16 protein-coding genes and 1 pseudogene are annotated in these 17,286 nt (G+C 67.6%); 10 read left to right on the forward strand and 7 right to left on the reverse strand.

Annotated elements, in window-relative coordinates; translation table 11 throughout:
* Nucleotides 1-156 precede the first annotated feature (156 nt).
* Nucleotides 157-1,323: a helix-turn-helix domain-containing protein gene (locus WJ438_RS19285; protein ID WP_406726357.1), complete on the forward strand. Its 1,167-nt coding sequence runs from the start codon at nucleotides 157-159 to the stop codon at nucleotides 1,321-1,323.
* Between the two features lie 19 nt (nucleotides 1,324-1,342).
* The gene (locus tag WJ438_RS19290) at nucleotides 1,343-2,068 is read left to right on the forward strand and encodes a 5-formyltetrahydrofolate cyclo-ligase (RefSeq protein WP_406726358.1); all 726 of its coding nucleotides are present in this window, start codon (nucleotides 1,343-1,345) and stop codon (nucleotides 2,066-2,068) included.
* 415 nt (nucleotides 2,069-2,483) lie between these two features.
* On the opposite strand, the gene WJ438_RS19295 is transcribed toward WJ438_RS19290, so the two are convergent.
* The 3 genes from WJ438_RS19295 to WJ438_RS19305 all read right to left on the reverse strand — a co-directional run bounded on the left by WJ438_RS19295 (nucleotide 2,484) and on the right by WJ438_RS19305 (nucleotide 5,095).
* Nucleotides 2,484-2,960, reverse strand: coding sequence for a hypothetical protein (locus WJ438_RS19295; protein ID WP_406726359.1), 477 nt, complete (start codon nucleotides 2,958-2,960; stop codon nucleotides 2,484-2,486).
* Between the two features lie 402 nt (nucleotides 2,961-3,362).
* Entirely contained in the window at nucleotides 3,363-4,082 is a 720-nt protein-coding gene (locus tag WJ438_RS19300) for a transposase (protein WP_406726360.1), read from the reverse strand.
* Nucleotides 4,079-5,095 carry a transposase gene (locus WJ438_RS19305; RefSeq protein ID WP_406726361.1) on the reverse strand — a complete coding sequence of 339 codons (1,017 nt, stop codon included), beginning with the start codon at nucleotides 5,093-5,095 and terminating at the stop codon, nucleotides 4,079-4,081. The genes WJ438_RS19300 and WJ438_RS19305 overlap by 4 nt, the downstream gene beginning before the upstream one ends.
* A 307-nt stretch (nucleotides 5,096-5,402) precedes the next feature.
* On the opposite strand from WJ438_RS19305, the gene WJ438_RS19310 reads away from it, so the two are divergent.
* Together WJ438_RS19310 and WJ438_RS19315 are read left to right on the forward strand one after the other, a co-directional pair.
* A complete protein-coding gene (locus tag WJ438_RS19310) occupies nucleotides 5,403-6,641 on the forward strand; it encodes an IS110 family transposase (protein ID WP_406726362.1) in 1,239 nt (412 codons plus the stop codon).
* Between the two features lie 778 nt (nucleotides 6,642-7,419).
* Entirely contained in the window at nucleotides 7,420-7,854 is a 435-nt protein-coding gene (locus WJ438_RS19315; RefSeq protein WP_406726363.1) for a DUF5959 family protein, read from the forward strand.
* Between the two features lie 310 nt (nucleotides 7,855-8,164).
* Here the strand turns inward: WJ438_RS19315 and WJ438_RS19320 are convergent, their stop codons facing one another.
* From WJ438_RS19320 to WJ438_RS19330, 3 genes are all read right to left on the reverse strand, one after another.
* Complete coding sequence (locus WJ438_RS19320) at nucleotides 8,165-8,527, reverse strand: hypothetical protein (protein ID WP_406726364.1); 363 nt, start codon at nucleotides 8,525-8,527, stop codon at nucleotides 8,165-8,167.
* 811 nt (nucleotides 8,528-9,338) lie between these two features.
* On the reverse strand, nucleotides 9,339-9,614 hold the full coding sequence (locus WJ438_RS19325) for a trehalase-like domain-containing protein (protein WP_406726365.1): 276 nt from the start codon (nucleotides 9,612-9,614) through the stop codon (nucleotides 9,339-9,341).
* A 147-nt stretch (nucleotides 9,615-9,761) separates the two neighbouring features.
* Nucleotides 9,762-11,168 (reverse strand): IS4 family transposase, encoded by a 1,407-nt coding sequence (locus WJ438_RS19330; protein ID WP_406726366.1) that lies wholly within the window; start codon nucleotides 11,166-11,168, stop codon nucleotides 9,762-9,764.
* A gap of 116 nt (nucleotides 11,169-11,284) precedes the next feature.
* Here WJ438_RS19330 and WJ438_RS19335 point away from each other — a divergent pair, with 116 nt between their 5' ends.
* The 6 genes and pseudogenes from WJ438_RS19335 to WJ438_RS19360 form a co-directional block, all read left to right on the forward strand.
* The gene (locus WJ438_RS19335) at nucleotides 11,285-11,467 is read left to right on the forward strand and encodes a hypothetical protein (RefSeq protein WP_406726367.1); all 183 of its coding nucleotides are present in this window, start codon (nucleotides 11,285-11,287) and stop codon (nucleotides 11,465-11,467) included.
* 162 nt (nucleotides 11,468-11,629) lie between these two features.
* Nucleotides 11,630-11,764 carry a hypothetical protein gene (locus tag WJ438_RS19340; protein WP_406726368.1) on the forward strand — a complete coding sequence of 45 codons (135 nt, stop codon included), beginning with the start codon at nucleotides 11,630-11,632 and terminating at the stop codon, nucleotides 11,762-11,764.
* A 665-nt stretch (nucleotides 11,765-12,429) separates the two neighbouring features.
* Nucleotides 12,430-12,684 (forward strand): three-helix bundle dimerization domain-containing protein, encoded by a 255-nt coding sequence (locus tag WJ438_RS19345; protein WP_406726369.1) that lies wholly within the window; start codon nucleotides 12,430-12,432, stop codon nucleotides 12,682-12,684.
* 5 nt (nucleotides 12,685-12,689) lie between these two features.
* Entirely contained in the window at nucleotides 12,690-13,649 is a 960-nt protein-coding gene (locus tag WJ438_RS19350) for a polyphosphate kinase 2 family protein (protein WP_406726370.1), read from the forward strand.
* A gap of 123 nt (nucleotides 13,650-13,772) precedes the next feature.
* Nucleotides 13,773-14,093 (forward strand): cation-translocating P-type ATPase C-terminal domain-containing protein, encoded by a 321-nt coding sequence (locus WJ438_RS19355; RefSeq protein ID WP_406726371.1) that lies wholly within the window; start codon nucleotides 13,773-13,775, stop codon nucleotides 14,091-14,093.
* A 33-nt stretch (nucleotides 14,094-14,126) separates the two neighbouring features.
* A pseudogene (locus WJ438_RS19360) lies at nucleotides 14,127-14,931 on the forward strand (SulP family inorganic anion transporter); the annotation flags it as partial.
* An 891-nt stretch (nucleotides 14,932-15,822) separates the two neighbouring features.
* Here the strand turns inward: WJ438_RS19360 and WJ438_RS19365 are convergent.
* Nucleotides 15,823-17,142 (reverse strand): phosphatase PAP2 family protein, encoded by a 1,320-nt coding sequence (locus WJ438_RS19365; protein WP_406726372.1) that lies wholly within the window; start codon nucleotides 17,140-17,142, stop codon nucleotides 15,823-15,825.
* Between the last annotated feature and the right edge of the window lie 144 nt (nucleotides 17,143-17,286).

Raw genomic sequence — 17,286 nt, forward strand, 5'->3', positions numbered from 1 at the left:
TGTACGCCGGAGTTCCACACAACCGCCCCCAGCTGACAACGCCCAGAGCACAATGGACGCACCAATGCGGCATCCGTGCGCCACCCTCACGTCTCACCTGGGGAGTCGCGCAGCCGTCCATCCCTGGCAGGGCAGGCGAAACGGGGAGACAGCGTCATGGCGCACCACCGCAACGGCCTCGCAGCACGCCGCCGAACCGTGGGTCTCACCCAAGAGGCTCTCGCCGAGCACATGCAGGTGGACCGCTCCACCATCACCCGCTGGGAATCAGGCCGCACCGCCCCGCAGCCCTGGATGCGTCCACGGCTGGCCCGCCTTCTCCGCGTCAATGCCGAGGGTCTCAACGACCTGTTGACCGCACGGTTACCAGGTGGCACGCAGGGACAGGACGCCCTCGATTACGCGCTGCTTCACCCGGACCGCCTCGATCTGCCCGCCGTCGCCACCCTTCGTACGCGCTTCGACGACTGCGCCGCTCGTTACGACCGTGTGCCTTCGGCCGGCCTCATCGCAGAAGCAGCAGCGCAGCTCAACCGCATCGACCAGCTCGCCGCCGGCTCCGCCCGCGGACGTGTCCAGAGGGAACTTCACGCCCTGCACGCCGACGCCTGCACCCTCATGGGCCAGTTGGTCTGGGACGCCTCCCAGCGCCGCGACCACACCGCCGCGAAGACGTACTACGAGCAGAGCGCCGACCTCGCCCGCCACCTACGGGACACCACTCTCGAAGCCCACGCCTTACTGCGCACCTGCTACGTCGCGCTGTACGGCGCACACGACGCGCAGGCCGGGCTCGCGCTCGCGGAGCAAGCAGCCGAAATTGCCGAGCGCACGAGTCCCGCCCTGTCCGGGCTGGCGCTCCTGCACGTCGCCGAGGCACACGCCATGCTGCGGTCGACCTCGGACTGCGAACGCGCTCTCTCCAGCGCGGAACGCCAACTCGACCACGCGGACGGCAGTGACGCCGCCGCCGACCTGGTGTCACCCACCCAGTTCGGCCGCCTCGCAGGCTCCTGCTACCTCTCCCTCGGAGACCACCGACGGGCCGAAACCCTGCTGACCAGCACGGCGGAGAAGCTCCGGGACAGACGAAAGTCACGCGCGATCGTGCTGGGGAACCTTACGCTCGCCCGTATCCGTCGACGCGACGTCGAGGCGGCGGTGGCCAGCCTCACCGAAGCTATCGCCGAGCTGGAGACCACACGCGGCGGCGGAGGCATGAACATCGTTTTCGGAGCCGCCCGCGAACTGCGCCCCTGGCGACAGGAACCCCTCGTCGCAGAGGTTCACGACAGACTGCTCGGCTTGATGACGGCAGCGTAGGAGAGAGAAGGAGACACCGGTGGCAGCCAACTCCCTGGACCGCGCCAAGCAGGCGGTACGCACGCAGGTCTGGGACGCCCTGACCGCCGCAGACGCCGTCCACGACACCTCCGTCCACGGTCGCATCCCCCACTTCAAGGGTGCCGAACAAGCCGCGGCCCGACTCGCGACACTCCCGGCCTGGCAGCGTGCGAGCGTCGTCAAGGCAGTGCCGGACAAGGCCCAACTCCCGGTCCGGGCACGGGCCCTGGAGGAGGGCAAAACCGTCTACATGGCGGTACCGAAGTTGGCCACCCTCAAGCCCTTCTACCTCCTCGACCCGGCCACCCTCACCATCTCACCCACCGAGGCCGCAACCGGCCGCACCGCCGCCACGATTGCCCCCACCGTTGAGGTCGACGCCCTCCGACCGCTGGACCTGATCATCCTCGGCAGCGTCGCCGTCAACCGCGACGGCGCCCGCATCGGCAAAGGCGCTGGCTACTCCGACATCGAGTTCGCCCTGCTCACCGAGGCCGGCCTGGTGACGCCGGAGACCATCGTCGTCACCACCGTCCACGCCCTCCAGGTGACCGAGACCCCGATCCCCACCACCGAGCACGACGCCGGCGTCGACCTGATCGTGACCCCCGACGAGACCCTCACCTGCCCGAACCCTCACCGCCCGTCAGGAGTCGACTGGTCGGCCCTTACGGCAGAGAAGATCGCCACGATCCCGGCGCTCGCGGCTCGACAGGGCGCCTGACGCCCTGAGCGGAAAGCATCCGATCCCTGTGCCACAACATCCCATCCAACGACTGAGTTACAACCTTCTTCACGGGTTCAAGCCCCGGCTCCGCTCCGCCGGCGCGCTACCGGCTCCGCCGCGGGCGCCGCTCCTGCCTCCGGCGGGGGATCGGCCGGCACCGGGATGGAGGGGGCGCCGCTGCCGACCGCGGGCCCGTAGTGGCGTGCGCGGGGAACTCCCATCCCGCCCACCGTCGACCCAGGCAGAGCCGAGCAGACGCGGCCCCTGGCGTCCAGGTCGTTCGTACCGTGGCGCGCTCCACCTGGACGCCAGGAACCACGCCCGCTCCACGGTGTGTGGGTCGACGGCGGACGGGATGGGAGCTGGGGTGAGTGGTGGGCGAGGAAGCGGGGCCGTGTCGCTCTTGTCCCCTTCAATCCCATGCGTTGAAGATCACTCCGCCCAGCATGGTGATGCCGTAAAAGCGGATCTCGCTCCACTCGCCCTGCGTGAGCGCCGAAGTGTCTATATCGGAAAGAGGTGTGGTCAGCTGCTTGCGGTTGAGCACCACGAGTCCAGCGTGAGTGAAAGCGTCGGCCCAGGACGGCGGTGGGACGAACTCCTCGCTGTACCAGTCTCTACGCTTCTGAACGAATGCGATCCAGGGGTGATAGGCGTGAAACAGGATGATGTGCTCGCCTGCACCATCGACGAGCGACGCGGTGTGGAAGGTGCGAGGGTATGCCTGCTCCTCCACTTCGCCCGCCCTGCCTCCAGCGGCACGAGCGGCTGCATATAGGGCGCTCCGGAAAGTCCGCAGGTCGGTTTCAGGGAGGGGACCGCCCTTCGGCCAGTAGAAACCTGTCGCTCCCCGCGGCAGGCTGAAGCCCGCGTTCTCGTCGTCGGCCATGCGGCCATCTTGCTGCCTGGATTGGAGCGACGTCCCCGAGCCACTGTGAGCAGCACAGCAGACCACCCGAAGCCGTCCACAAGCCGAGGCGATGAGAAGCGTGCCCTCCCGTGCCCGATCGTCACGGGGAGCCAGGGCCAGGGTCTGAGAATTGCGGGACGCGACGGTCACTGGCCGGGCCGTCCCGGGGCCGTCGAAGGGCGCTCAACGACGACCAACGCTGACAACCGCCGCCAGCTAAACGGCAGGTCGCAGCGTTGATCGTTTGCACGGTCGCAGGTCAGAGCCCCGGCGCCCCACTTCTTCGGCTACTGATCGCGCTCGAGGGAGCTTGACTCGACCATTGAGTAATCCGATCTCCTGACGGCGACCCCCAAAGATCCTGCTGGCCAAATGTGGGGCTCAGACGGCGAGGGTGAGGTCGAGGCGAGCGAGGTGGCTGGTGCGGGTGTGGTCGAGGGGCTGGCCGTTCCACCAGGCGTCGAGGCGGATCAGGTTGAGGGCGACGGCGGAGTAGACGTGTTCGAGGTGGGTCTTCGCGAGGCCCCGATAGCGAGCGCGGCGGCTGCCGGTGACCGCTATGGCCTGGCGGATCGTGCCCTCGACGCCCGCCCGCAGGGCGTACTTCGCCTGCCACGCCTGGTCTTGCTGGGCGGTGTGGTTGGCGTGGATGAGTTCGTGCAGTGCCCGTGGCCGCAGGGTGAGTTGGCGGCCCCAGCGGGTGGCGTTGGTGCATGCTGCTCTGACCGGGCAGGGGCCGCAGTCGGCCTGGTCGAAGCGGACCACGACTACGTTGCGGCCCTTCTGCTTGGCCGGGCTCCAGAACCGGCTGGTGGCGCCCTGGGGGCAGGTGGCCTGGCGGGCGTCCCAGTCGATGGCGAAGGCTTCGCGCTGGTAGCCGGCGTTCTCCCGGTACTGGCGGGAGGTGCCCGTCAGCAGCGGTGTGACCAGTGTGATGCCGAAGGCGGCCCGGGCACCGACGATGAGTTCGGCGCTCGCATAGCCGGAGTCCAGGTAGTGCTCGGCGGGCAGCAGGTCCCTGCCGGCGAGGGCCTGGTGGACGGGCTCGACGAGTTTCACGTCGGGCACGGTCGCATCCGTGGTCGCGACATGCGTGATCACGTTCGGGATGGAGGACGTGCCCGCCGGCCGGGCCGCGGAGCCCCGTCGTCAGGCCGGGGTGGCCGGCAGACCTCGCTGATGTGCAGCTTGTACCCGGTCCAGTGGAGATCTTCCTTGGTGCCGTAGCGGGCATCGAGGTCATAGGGCGAGGTCAGGCGGATCCTGCCGGGCGGGAGGCCGTCCTTGTCCGCCTCCCGCCGCTTGACCACCTCCGCTCCGTTGCTGTCGGTGGTGATCAGGTAGTTCTGCACGGTGATCTGCCGCAACGTCTGGACCGCGGGCAGCTCCCGCAGCCAGACCGGCGAGGCCGGATGGTAAACCGCCCGCAGCAGAGCCACCGCATCACGGCCGTAGTCCACAGCGAGCTGGTCGCGCTGGGTCTGGGAGCCGGGCGGGCGCCAGTACGCATCGATCCGCCGCCCGTAACGCCGGTTCCACTCACCGACCTCCAGCACCTGCGCCACCCAGTTGGGGGCCGTGGCGGACAGCGCCTCCAGCGCGGCCCGCACCGTTTCCCCAGCCAGCTCCAGCCGGTTCAACTCCCGCACCGCCGCCAGCACATGAGTGGAATCGGTACGCTGCTTGCCTCCTGCCTTGACCAGGCCCTTCTCCTTCAGCGCCGCAACCAGCAGATCCAGCACCCGCTCTTCCAGGCCGTGGCCGGCCACCCGGGTGCGGAACTCCGACAACACCGACGCGTCGAAGCCGACATCCTCCAGCTCCAGGCCCAGGCAGTACTTCCACGACAGATCGAACCGGACCCGCTGAACGGCGGCACGGTCACTCAGGTTCTCCGCCATCTGCAATACGGTCACCATCGCCAGCCGTCCCGGCGACCATCCACGCCGGCCCCGGCGGCCGAACGCCTCGACGAACTCCGCATCCGCGAACAGCTCGCCCAGCTCGTCCCGCACCCGCATCGTCAACGGCGGGGCCCCGCGTCCTGCCACTGCCCGTGCCACCCTCGCCGTCGCCTCGGGGACCTCGGGCCACTCCTCCGGCCGCAACGACATGACTCCCACCCCCAGCAACCGGGAACGACAAGACCGGCCACCACGGTGCCAACAGCATCCCCACACCCCAGGACACGGCATTTGGCCAGCAGGATCCCCAAAGGGGAGAAAATCGGGCTACGGCCGTCCGGCTGACGTCGCGGAGTCTTGGTGCCACCAGAACCCGACATTGAGTAGGACGCCGGGGACCCTTCGTCAGGCACCCGGAAGTGTTGCTTCGAGCATGTGAATCAGATTCTTTTGCCTGCCTGGTCCCCGCTGGACGGCTGCCGCACAACAGCACACCGCGCGAAGGGAGAGCCGGGGCATGGACGTGGTGCACGAACGATGCGCCGAAATCGACATCGGCAAGGCCGACGTAAAGGTCTGCATTCGCATCCCGGGACCGGGCAAGCGGCGCCGCAAGGAGGTCCGCACGTTCTCCACCATGACCCGTGACCTGCTGGCGATGCGCGACTGGCTGCTGGCCGAGGGCATCACCGTGGTGGGCATGGAGGCCACCGGCTCGTACTGGAAACCGGTGTTCTACCTGCTGGAGAACGACATCGAGTGCTGGCTGCTGAACGCCCGGCACATGAAGAACGTCCCCGGCCGCAAGACCGACGTCGCCGATTCCGAGTGGATCTGCAAAATGGTCGAACACGGCCTGGTGAGGCCCTCGTTCGTCCCGCCGCCGGAGATCCGGCAGCTGCGCGACCTCACCCGCTACCGCACCGAGGTCATCCGCGAACGGACCCGCGAGGCCCAGCGACTGGAGAAGCTCCTCGAGGACGCCGGGGTCAAGCTGTCCGCGGTCGTCTCCGACCTGCTGGGCAAGTCGGCCCGCGCGATGCTGGAGGCGCTGATCGCCGGCGAGCGTGACCCGCGGGTGCTGGCGGAGATGGCCAAGGCCGACATGCGGGCCAAGCGCGAGATCCTGGCCCAGGCGCTGACCGGCCGATTCACCGACCACCATGCCTTCCTCGCCCGCACCATGCTCTACCGCATCGACGCGGTCACCGCGACCGAGGCCCGCATCAGCGAGGAGCTCACCCGGCAACTCGCTCCCCTTCGCCGACAGGCCGAGCTGCTGACGACGATCCCGGGGGTGAGCACCAGGTTCGCCGAGGTGATCCTCGCCGAGATCGGCGCGGACATGGCCCGCTTCCCCAGCGCCGCCCACCTGGCCTCGTGGGCCGGGATGTGTCCGGGCAACCACGAGGCCGCCGGCAGACACACCTCCGGCAGGTCCCGCCCCGGCGACCCCTGGCTGAAGGGGGCCCTCGGCCTGGCCGCCACCGCAGCCGCCCGCAGCAGGGACACCTACCTGGCAGCCCGTTACAAACGCATCGCCGTGCGCCGCGGGAAGAAGCGGGCCCTGGTCGCCGTCGGCCACACCATCCTGAGGTCGGTCTGGCACATGTTCGCCCACGACGCCGAGTACCACGACCTCGGAGGCGACTACTTCGTCCAGCGAACCGGCCGGGCCCGGCAGACCCGCCGCCTGGTCAGCCAGCTCAACATGCTCGGCCATCAGGTGTCCCTCCAATCAGCGGAAGCGGTCTGACCTGCGTGGATGGTTAATTTTCGAATCAGACTCCGTCGACCTTGTCAGGCACACCCCACCATCTGGCTATCGAACAAATCATCCGATTACCGGGCTATCGGGCGAGCCTTGCCGTTCACATCGCGGATGTCATGACTTCGTGCACCCCCTGCATTTTGTGACCTTGAGTCAGATCACCCATAAGCACCGTTACTTCGCTACACGCTGAGGGGAGACCTACATCACAGTGGCCCCACGCAAAAGCCCACCGATCGCTACGCAGGCTTCCCGGCAAGAGCAGCGATCGGCGGGCGGGCACCTAGGAGGTACTGCTATGAGTGTGACCTCTACGAACCCACCTTCAATCCCCCGACTGCGACACTGGGCTGCCGTCCTCGTCGTCATCGTGGTCGTCTACGTCCCCGTCGCACAGATCCAAGACGTTCTGACCAACTTGATCGCGCTGTCAGCAGTCCTGGTCTGTGGCTCTGCGGTGAGCGCAGTATCAGCCCAACGGCCGCAGGCGACCGCGTGACCGTCGACTAGACCCGACGAGACCCCTCCCGGCCTCCCCTCCCCGGGAAGCCGGGAGAGAGCCGCCCGTGCCCCCAGCGTGCCCGATCCAGCAGGAATGGACGGGGAGTAACGGGGAACATCAGCTAACGACTCGAAACAGTCCAGGTCAGCGTCTCGCCAGGTCAGGCAAGGCCCGGTTACGCAATCTTCCGAACTAGGTGAGTCAGTGGTGCTGCCTAGAGTGCGCAATGTCGGCACAAGATCGAGCACCCGGGGGTGGGACGTGGAGGAGCGCGAGCGGTTCAAACTGCTGCGGATCATCGACAAGCACGGCGGCAGTGTCGTGGTCCAGTTGAACGACTCGTACGCCCCGGGCATCCCGGATGTGCAGGGACAGCTTCTGGTCCACAACGACTTCGTGTCCGGCATTCACGACACCTTCGTGGAGCCAAGAGACCTGGCCGGCTGGGCGCACGTATTGGACGAGGTCGCCGCGGGGCGCAACGCCGTCTGGCGCGAGGCTGCGCGAGTCGCCGAAATAGGCATCCGTTTGGACTGGCGAGAGAACGACCACGATCGAATCACGGTCGCCATCGCCGACCAGCAAACCACCCGGCTGACCATCTCCCTTGACGTGGATCGCGGCTGGATCGACGAGCAGCGTGTCTTGCTCGAAAGGCTCCGTGCCGTCTGGGCGCACCTACTCCCAGCAGACTGAGAAGCTTCAGACAGCGCTACCGTCGTCTGTCATAGGTAGGCGAGTGCCCGGTACAGCAGCGAAGTACCGCAACCACAGCAATCGATCACGTCCAGCAGTGTCCCTGCAAGGCCCGACGATGACCGGTCTGACCCGCGCTGACCAATCCACATAGAGCTACGGATCAGAGGGCTCTGACATCCACAGCTGACATCAACGAGGCCGGACGGTGGCGTACACCAGCGCCTCTGTCCGGCCGTCGCATCAGCCGACGGCAGCAGCCGGAGCAGGCTCGGATCGACCTCCTAAAGCGGGTGTCGCAGGATCTACGTCACCCTTCCCGGTACTGGGTGAACACGTTCTGCTGCTCGTCTCGCCAGCTCCAGTTGGCCGGCCGGGAGAAGGGAAGGCCTCGGGCAAGGATGGAGAACTGACCAGATGGCTCCTGGCTGGCCTTGTTCACAACGATCACCGAGAGCATCGGAGCTCTTCCGTCCTCGTTGCTATAGAGGCAGACATCCTTGAGCAGGTAGGTCATGACCCCACGGTGAGGCGGGATGGAGTCGAATCCCTTCGTCGCCAGCTCAGCGCTCAGGTCTCCATACGTGATGGTCTCTCCCTGCCGGGCCCGCTTCTTCAGGATCTCTACGGCGACTTCAACCGCTGCCGAGTACTCCGGATCTTTGACCCGCATTTGCCCCTCCCCCATCGCATGCACCATGCCTGGCCCGCGCATCGTATCGACTGTGCGTCGCCTGATTTCCCGTCATACCAGAACCGTGCCAGATGGTGCGGTGAACCACGGGAAACACCGGGCAACAAGTCGATGGCCGACCAGACGGCAATCACGCTCCGTCGCAGGTCAGCCCAGCAACCACCCGTAGATAACCCGAGCTTCCCAAGCTGAGAGCGCGAGTTCGATTCTCGTCACCCGCTCCAAAGCGAACTCCCAGGTCATGCACCCGGGGATTGTTTGTTGTCTAGTCCGATTTGGGCCCCACGGCGCCCTCCACCGACCCCGGTAGGTGCAGGAATGCAGCCAGGCCAGCCAGAACGTCCGACACATTTCGAGTGCGTTGGCGACCCTTTCCAGGGAGGGGTGAGGCGGGGCGGGACCGCCGCTCGTCGTGCTGGTCGGCACCACTGCCGCCGCCTGGCCGGCGGACAGCGTGAAGCGGGCGGTGATGTCACTGCCGTCCGCGTGGAGCGCGACGCCGGCCGTGGACTGCACGTGCAGGTCCGTCCCGGGCCGCGGAAGACCACGGAAGGGTCATGGGCCCGAGAGAGCGTGTGCGAGGCTCGGCCGTAGTCGAAACGCGGCCGGCAGCCGCACGCGAAGGGAAGACTGCCCCGTACCACCCGTGCGACCCTCACCAGCCGGTGCGCGTCCGTCGGGGCCGGGGAATCGAGGGGCACCATGAAGTCGGCCACCTCACCGACCCCGCCGGGCGCCATGAACCGGGTGACCAGGACGGCGGTGTCGGACAGATACGGCTGCCGAACGGTCAGCCCGTCGCCGTCCGGGAACTCCGCGGCCAGACGGCGGTGCCCCCGCGCTCGCCGTCCAGGAGCGAGGCGAAGACGCTGGGCGAGCCGAAGCGGGGCGCACACCACCAGTCGATGGTTCCGCCGGACGACACCAGGGCCGCGGTCTGGAGATCGCCGACCAAGCCGTGATCCGCTATGGGCGGGTACCGGTTCCACATGGTCTCCCTGCACGGTCCGACGCGTGAGGCTGCTCGGACAGGTACGCGGCTGCGCGACCTGTCCATGCCAAGCATTCGACAGGACCGTGGCTGACCCTCGGCGGGTGAAACCGGAAGCGGGCGCGGGGAACCGATGACGATTTCCCTCGATCAGCCGCCCGGCCGCGGTGCCGACGCCTCCTCCCTCCCCGGCTTCCCGTCCCCGACCTCAACACCGTTGCGTTAGCGTCGTGAGCGGCCATCGAGACCGTGTTCGAAGAATGTGACGGTGGCGTGGACGGTGTAGTTCTGGCTGGTTGCGGGGCGCTGTCCGGCGTTCGGGCCGTACTTGCTGGTGGGGTTTTTGCGGGTGCGGGCCTTTACCCGTTGCCGTCGGTGAGCGGGCAGGAGGGCGCCCAGGGCAGCGTGGCCGATCGTGCCGACCAGGTCGATGAGGGTGCCGGGGAAGATTCCATGGCCGGCGGTGACGGTGCCGGCTGCGGCGGCCAGCAGGACGGTGAAACTGATCCGTCCCATGGGTACTTCCGGCCGTCCGGTCAGGGCGTCGTTGCCGGCGCGGATCAGGGCCTGGTAGGCGGTGAGCAGGGCATAGACCTCCTGGTCGAGGCCGTCGATGCTGCGGGAGCGCAGGACGCGGCCGTCGAGCATCGTGGCCTTGATCGAAAAGTACGTCGTTTCCGCCTGCCACCTGCGGTGATAGAGCTCGACGAGCTCGGCCGCCGGATACCGGGCAGGGTCCAGCAGGTTGGTGATCAGCCGCCACTGCTCGGTGCGGACCGTGCCACCGGCCAAGGTGACGGTGAGGGCCGCCTCGATCACGCGCACCGGCAGCAGTACCCGCAGGACGCCGTAGCCGATGCGGGCGAGGTAGGAGCCGTCGCCCAGGTGCTCGGCGGGGGTGGGGACGCGGCGGGCTCCGGAGCGCACCAAGAAACGCGCCCCGCTCCGATGAACGGCATCAAGGAACTCGTTGCCGTCGAAGGCCGCGTCGGCCAACAGGAGCATCGTCTCGTCCAGGGCGCTCAGAATTCGCTTGGCATAGGGGAGTTCCCCCTCGGACTCCGGTCCGAAGGCGGCGGCCATGAGCGCGCGGGTGCCGCACTCGACCAGGACCAGCAGCCGCAGCAGCGGATAGCCGAACTCCACGGTCTCCCCGGCCCGCTTGGGGTAGCGCCAGGTGACCGATTCGTCGTCGGGGGCGTGCAGCAGGCTCCCGTCGACGGCCACCGTGCGCAGGCCCCGGTGGAAGGACCCGGCCTGCCCGGGGTGGGCGACGGGCCCGGCGAGCGTCTCGAACAGGCGCTGCAGGGGTGCGGCCCCCACCCTGCGTCTGGCCCGCGGCAGCGAGGAAACCGCAGGACGCGCCAGGGCCAGGGAGGTCAGGGCGGCGGTCAGCTTGGACCACACCATGCGGTACGAGCAGTGCTCGAACAACGCGAGAGCGAGCACGAAGTACACCACCACCCGCGACGGCAGCAGCCGCAGGCGCTTCTCGCGCCGACCGGTCTCCTCCGGCACCGCGTCCACCAGCGCGAAGTCCACGATCTGGGTCAACTCCCCCAGATGGCCCGGCGCGAACACACCCCGCGCTGTCTCGATCGTGGACGTGATGACAGACTTCTCCTGCAACGGGACCCCTGACCTTGATCGACTTTCTTCGCCGATCGTTGATCTATCAGGTGGTCCCGTTGCTCTGTTCACAGGGCTTGACGTACAGCTCAGGGGCCAACCGCAACGGTGTTGGGATGTATGTCCCCCAGTACCGCAACGACCACAGACCCTATGGCACCTCCGTCGCCAAGCAGATGCGTACCTTCAACGGCTGGATCAACGACGGCGACCTCAACTGGGACGTCGCCATGGTGACGACCTGGCCACAGGGCAGCGACAAGCTTGTCAACCGCACCGGCGGTAACGGGCTGAGCTGAAACTACTCGCGGGAGCAGGACATCACGATCAACGGCTACCCGGGCAACAAGGACAACGGCGAGGTCCAGTGGTACTGCGAGGGCCGGACCTCGGACTCCGGCGGCAAGCTGGCGCTTGGCTGCGACTTCGGCGGCGGCTCCAGCGGCGGCCCGTGGATGCGCATGTTCGACCAGTCCTCGGGGCTGGGCCAGACCAACGGGGTCACGAGCACCATCGACTCCGCCGGCGTGAACCGGAGTTCCTACTTCGGCGACAGCGTCAAGCAGATGTTCGACGACCAGGGCTCCGTCACCTGACATCCAGCGGATCGGTGTTCCCCCGCCGCACAGCCAGTAGCGTGGCGGGGTGAGTGCCGTTCCCGTACGGCTCCGCACTCGCCAAGGAGGTCGCCCATGAAGCGCTCCGGCATCCGCGCCCTCGTCGTCACCGCAGGCGTCGCTGCGGCTGTGGCCACCGTCGTCGCACTCCGTCAGGACACGTCCGAGTCCCCGCCTCTCCGCCTGAGCCCGGGGGCGACACATCGACCTCCGAGGTTCAGCACGACCAGCGCGACGTAGAGGAGTACTGGACCGACCGCCGCATGGAGGAGGCCGAACCGGCACCCATGCCGCACGAGGAGTAACGACTTCTATCAGGGCCTCCCGTTGCCTAGTTCACCGGGGCTTGACCCGCCACTCAAGACTCAAACGCAACGGTGTTGTCCCCGACCTCAGGGGGCGATCTTGTCCGGGCGCGCGGACAATGAGCGCGAGGGATCCTGGCGCGGCTGTGGCGGGCTACGCGGTTCTGCGGTCCGGAGGTCGTGGGACATGGGACGAGTGCGGCCATGACGATCGAAGAGCAGACTCCTCACGTCGCATGCCTTCCCGTCGAGGGCTTGCGTCGACGCCCCGAGCCGGTGGAGCGCGCTGATCCGGCAGTGTCGCCGAACCTCCCGTCACACGGCTCGCATGACGAACTCGTGTACCTCAGGAACACGGTGGCGCGGCTGAGTGCCGCCCATCCCTCGGTCGACGCGGTCACCGTCGAGGCGACGGTCAGGGCCGCGTACGACTCGCTCCGTCAGGCCAGGGTCAGAGCCTGCGTCCCGATCCTGGTCGAACGCCGGCCCCGCAGGGTGCTCCGTGCCGCCGACCGCACCGCCTCGGGTCAGGCCACCGACGGCAGGGCGGCCCCCGAGACGCGCCGTGCTCACCCCGGACCAGCGAAGGACTGATCGTGATGTCGGACGAGATAGCCGAGAGCATCGCGGATTTCATCGGGCCACTCCGGGTGAAACCGGGGTCGAAGGTGCGCCTGGACCAGGACTTCGATCCTCGCTACAAGGCCGGTCTGAAGAAGCGTGACGGGATCGAGCTGCTACGGGCCGGGGTGTCGCTGCTGGCCGAGTACCAGGAGCGGCTGGCCGCCCAGGACACGTACGGCGTGCTGCTCTGTCTCCAGGCACTCGACGCCGGAGGCAAGGACGGGACGATCCGCCATGTGATGAGCGGCGTCAATCCCCAAGGCGTACGGGTCAGCAGCTTCAAGGTGCCCTCCGCCGAGGAGCTCGACCACGACTACCTGTGGCGTTACGTCCAGCGGCTGCCCACGCGCGGCGAGATCGCCATCTTCAATCGCTCGCACTACGAGGAGGTTCTCGTCGTACGAGTCCACCCCGAGAACCTCGTCCGGCAGAAGCTGCCGGACGACACGCGCGGGCCGGACATATGGGAGCGGCGCTACCGGGAGATCAACCACTGGGAGCGCTACCTCACGGACAACGGGTTCAAGGTGGTGAAGATCTTCCTGAACCTGTCCAAGGAAGAGCAGCGCATCCGTTTCCTGAAGCGGATCGACCTGCCGGAGAAGAACTGGAAGTTCTCCGCGGCCGACGTCCGGGAGCGGCGCCGGTGGGACGAGTACCAGCACGCGTTCTCCGAGATGCTGTCGGCCACGAGCACGAAGTGGGCGCCGTGGTACGTCGTGCCGGCGGACCGGAAGTGGTTCGCGCGGCTCTGCGCGGCGGCGATCCTCGCGCACACCCTGATGGACATCGATCCCCAGTACCCCGAGGTGACGGAAGAGGCACGGAAGGAACTGCTCGTCGCCAAACAGGAGTTGGAACGGGAAGCCCCCGCCGGGGCACCGGCCGATCCGTACGCCGACCGGCATCCGTCGGCCAGGAAAAAGCGCGGCTAGGACCTGTCGGACCAGCGCGCGACCGGCCCGGACGCATCCGCGGCCACGGATCGGAGAGAGAACGATGACGGTGCGTTCGAGTTCCGTGGGGAACAGCCTCGGGCTTCGGAGGACGGCTGGTACGTGCGCACTCCCGAAGAGATCGCAGCGGCGTTCACCGCCTTCGCCCTCTGTCTGATCGTGTCCGCGTTCGAGTGCCGCAGCGAGAGGGATTCGGTGCTGACGACGTCCACCTCCGACAGCAGGCAGATGAACTGGGTGGCGCTGGCCCAGTTCGTGCTCGCGGTGCTGGTGACCCAGATGGACGGCTTCCGCCGCATCCTCGGAACGACCCGGGTCAACGCGCGGCAGTTCGGCTGGGCGCTGCCGGCCGTCCTCGTGCTCCTGCTCCTGCTCCTGTGGGAGCTGGGCAAGCTCCTGGCCCGCAGGTCGAGAGGCGCCTGATACGAGCAGCGGGACAGACCGGAAGGACGATCCGTGACGACCCGGCACAAGAGCCGCAGGCTTCTCCCCCGGTTGCGGGCCGTTCCCGGGATCCGTGCGGTGTCGTCCTACCGACGCGAGTGGCTGGTCAAGGACCTGGTCGCGGGAGTCGTCCTGACCACGCTACTGGTGCCACAGGGCATGGCGTACGCAGAGTTGGCGGACCTGCCGCCCATCACCGGCCTGTACACGACGATTCTCTGTCTGATCGGTTACGCGGTGTGCGGGCCGTCCCGGATCCTGGTGCTGGGGCCGGATTCTTCGTTGGGGCCGATGATCGCCGCGACCGTGCTGCCCCTGGTGGCGGCAGACGGGGACCCCGACCGGGCCGTCGCGCTGGCATCGATGCTCGCGATCATGGTGGCGGCCGTCATGATCTTCGCCTCGGTGGCGAAGCTCGGCTTCATCGCCGATCCGATCTCCAAACCCACGATGATCGGCTACATGAACGGCCTGGCCCTGACCATTCTGATCGGTCAGCTGCCCAAGCTGCTCGGCTTCAAGGTCGAGGCGGACAACCTGATCGGCGAGTGCGTCGGCTTCGTGCAGAAACTCGCCGACGGGGCGGCGGTGCCGGCCGCCGCCGCGGTCGGCGGCCGCGGTCGGCGGCTGCGGGGTCGCGCTGATCCTGGTCCTGCAGCGCCTCCTGCCGAAGGTCCCCGCGGTGCTCGCGAGGGTGGTCCTGGCGATCGCCGCGGCCACCGTCTTCGACCTCGACGGGCACGGCACCAACCTGATCGGAGAACTACCCGAGGGCTTTCCGCCGTTCACGATCCCCGACGTCCGACTCTCCGAAATGAGACACGTGTGGATCTGTAGACCTGTGCCGAGTAACGCGAGGCGTCGGCGGACGCACCACAAGCGCACCAGATGAGGCGGGGAACAACGGGGAACCACGGCGAGAGCAGCCAAGCCCCGCGCGACCGCACCGCGGGCTTTCGCCCGGGTCAGCGCCCGAACCGGCCCCGAATGATCGCAGCTTCCCGAGCTGAGAGCGCGAGTTCGGTTCTCGTCACCCGCTCCAGAGGGAAGTCCCAGGTCAGTGACCTGGGACTTTCGCTTTGCCACCGACTTCGCGGCACTTTTCACCCCTCCGCACCTTCGGAGATCGGGCACCCGGCGGGCACGAGCGCCCGGTGGAGACCGGCCGGTTGTCGGCGGTCTCTGCTCTCATACCGACATGTATCGCTGACCTGCTCCTTTCACGCCGAGCAGTGCAAGACCACACGGGGGAGCCCTCAGCCTGCTGTTCCCGGAAGAACACCGCGGGGCGGTGCACGCTGCATGGCACCGCCCCAAAACCTTCGGACCCGCTACGCCGCCACGCTGCCCTGATCACCGTTTTTCGGCATCCGCAGCATGTGGTCACCGAAGACGGCGACCAGGTCCAACCTGCCGCCAAGTGCATCACCATGACGTGCGGTGCTGTCGAGAGAGGCGACCTCTCCATGCCCGATCCCGGATACGCGAGTGGTGCTCGCACCATGCGGGCAGCCACATCCCTCTGGCTCCTTGAGGTGATGTCCCGATCCCTTCAGCCGGTCCAGGAGGGGCGTCCTCCCGTGGGACCTGCGTCATGCAGGGCGGCAACGGCCTGAGGTCGGCGTCTCGACGGCACGGGTGCCCTTGTGACGCCGACATCCCGGCCTCACTCGGGCGGCGCGCAGCCGACAACCTGGTGCAGCACGATTCAGATCGGTTCTGGTTGCGGTTTCGGTTGTCGCGCTGGTGTGGCCCTCGGTTCCCACGCTGCGGTGGTCCGTACGTAGCCGTAGACCACCGAGGTCATCGCCAGCATGAGCAGTGGTCCGGACACCCACGGATGCTCGGCCATCTTCAACGGGAGGAAGCGGTAGGACACCAACAGCGCGGCGAAGACCGTTGCTCCGTATGCGACCAGCCGGATCCCTGACCGATCCCAGCCGTGGTCGAGCGACCGCAGAGCTGCCTCGATCGTGAGCACGAACACCACGCCGGCAATGAGATCCACGCCGTAGTGGTAGCCGAATCCCAGCGTTGCGGCGAGCGTGGCAATCAGCCAGAACGTGCCTGCGTACCGCAGAACGCGTGGACCCTTCCGGGAATGGATGAAGAGCGCGGTGGCCCACGCCGTGTGCAGGCTGGGCATGCAGTTCCGCGGGGTGATCCCGTCGAAAGGCATGGGGTGCGGGGTATTGATCGGCGGCGGCGTTTGTGGCCACAGGTCGGCCACCGCCCAGTGCCCGCTGGACGGAATGTCCGGCGCCCACAGACTGACCGTCGCCCAGTACTCGGTGCCGGTGCCGTAGGCGAAGAGCGGTCCGACCACCGGGAAGATCATGTAGAAGGCCGGTCCGAGAAGGCCGATCACCAGAAAGGTGCGCACCAGGTGGTGGCCCGGGAAACGGCGCTCGACCGCCACGCCGCGCAGTTGATACAGCGCGACGACGACTGCGGCCACCGGGAGCTGACCGTAGACGATGTCGAGGAGATTGAAGCCGATGGGGCCGGTGGCCGTGACGATCCGGCCTACCAGCCACGACGGATTGCCCAGCGCGTGATCGGCTGTTGCCACGTACTGGTCGAGCACCGCTGGGCGGGTCTTCGAGGTGATGAGCAGCCAGGTGTCGCCGGCCTTGCGACCGGCCACCAGCAGCAGGCCCAGCCCGACTCCCTTCAGCAGCAGGACGCGTTCCCGGCCGGTGCGGCGAGTGACAGCGATGACCGAGTAGCCCAGGATCACCCACAACGCGCCGTTGCCGAAGGGGTGGCCGCCGGCCGTCTCGGCGTCCACCGCCCACCGGACCAGCGAGAAGGCGATATCGATACCGATCGCCGCACCCGCCGCGATGAACCGTTGCCGCCAGGTGAGGACCACCATCATCAACGCCATGGCGGCGTACAACAGGCCGCCCGACTTGGGGGCGACCACCACCTCCCGCACCTGGTGGGTGATCGGCCCTGGCAGGCCGTAGCGACGCGCGGCGAACTCCAGCGCAATGAGGAATCCGAGGGCCACGACACCCGCCACGGCCCAGAGTCTCGCCCGTGGTCGGCGCCCCTCGGAGAACGCGGTTCTCCGGTTTATTCGCGGAGAGTCCCGCGGTGGTATGTATCTCAATTTTTGGTTTCTTTGTAGATGTTGGCCATGTCAGGGCGGGTTTCGCTCGTCGCC

It is taken from the genome of Streptomyces sp. GD-15H (assembly GCF_045291515.1).
Taxonomy (GTDB): Bacteria; Actinomycetota; Actinomycetes; order Streptomycetales; family Streptomycetaceae; genus Streptomyces.

Excerpts from the sequence above, each read along its gene's own strand:
- WJ438_RS19285 (WP_406726357.1), top strand. The coding sequence starts at position 157 with ATGGCGCACCACCGCAACGGCCTCGCAGCACGCCGCCGAACCGTGGGT.
- WJ438_RS19295 (WP_406726359.1), bottom strand. The coding sequence starts at position 2,960 with ATGGCCGACGACGAGAACGCGGGCTTCAGCCTGCCGCGGGGAGCGACA.
- WJ438_RS19305 (WP_406726361.1), bottom strand. The coding sequence starts at position 5,095 with ATGTCGTTGCGGCCGGAGGAGTGGCCCGAGGTCCCCGAGGCGACGGCG.
- WJ438_RS19310 (WP_406726362.1), top strand. The coding sequence starts at position 5,403 with ATGGACGTGGTGCACGAACGATGCGCCGAAATCGACATCGGCAAGGCC.
- WJ438_RS19320 (WP_406726364.1), bottom strand. The coding sequence starts at position 8,527 with ATGCGGGTCAAAGATCCGGAGTACTCGGCAGCGGTTGAAGTCGCCGTA.
- WJ438_RS19325 (WP_406726365.1), bottom strand. The coding sequence starts at position 9,614 with ATGCTTGGCATGGACAGGTCGCGCAGCCGCGTACCTGTCCGAGCAGCC.
- WJ438_RS19335 (WP_406726367.1), top strand. The coding sequence starts at position 11,285 with ATGTATGTCCCCCAGTACCGCAACGACCACAGACCCTATGGCACCTCC.
- WJ438_RS19340 (WP_406726368.1), top strand. The coding sequence starts at position 11,630 with ATGTTCGACCAGTCCTCGGGGCTGGGCCAGACCAACGGGGTCACGAGC.
- WJ438_RS19350 (WP_406726370.1), top strand. The coding sequence starts at position 12,690 with ATGTCGGACGAGATAGCCGAGAGCATCGCGGATTTCATCGGGCCACTC.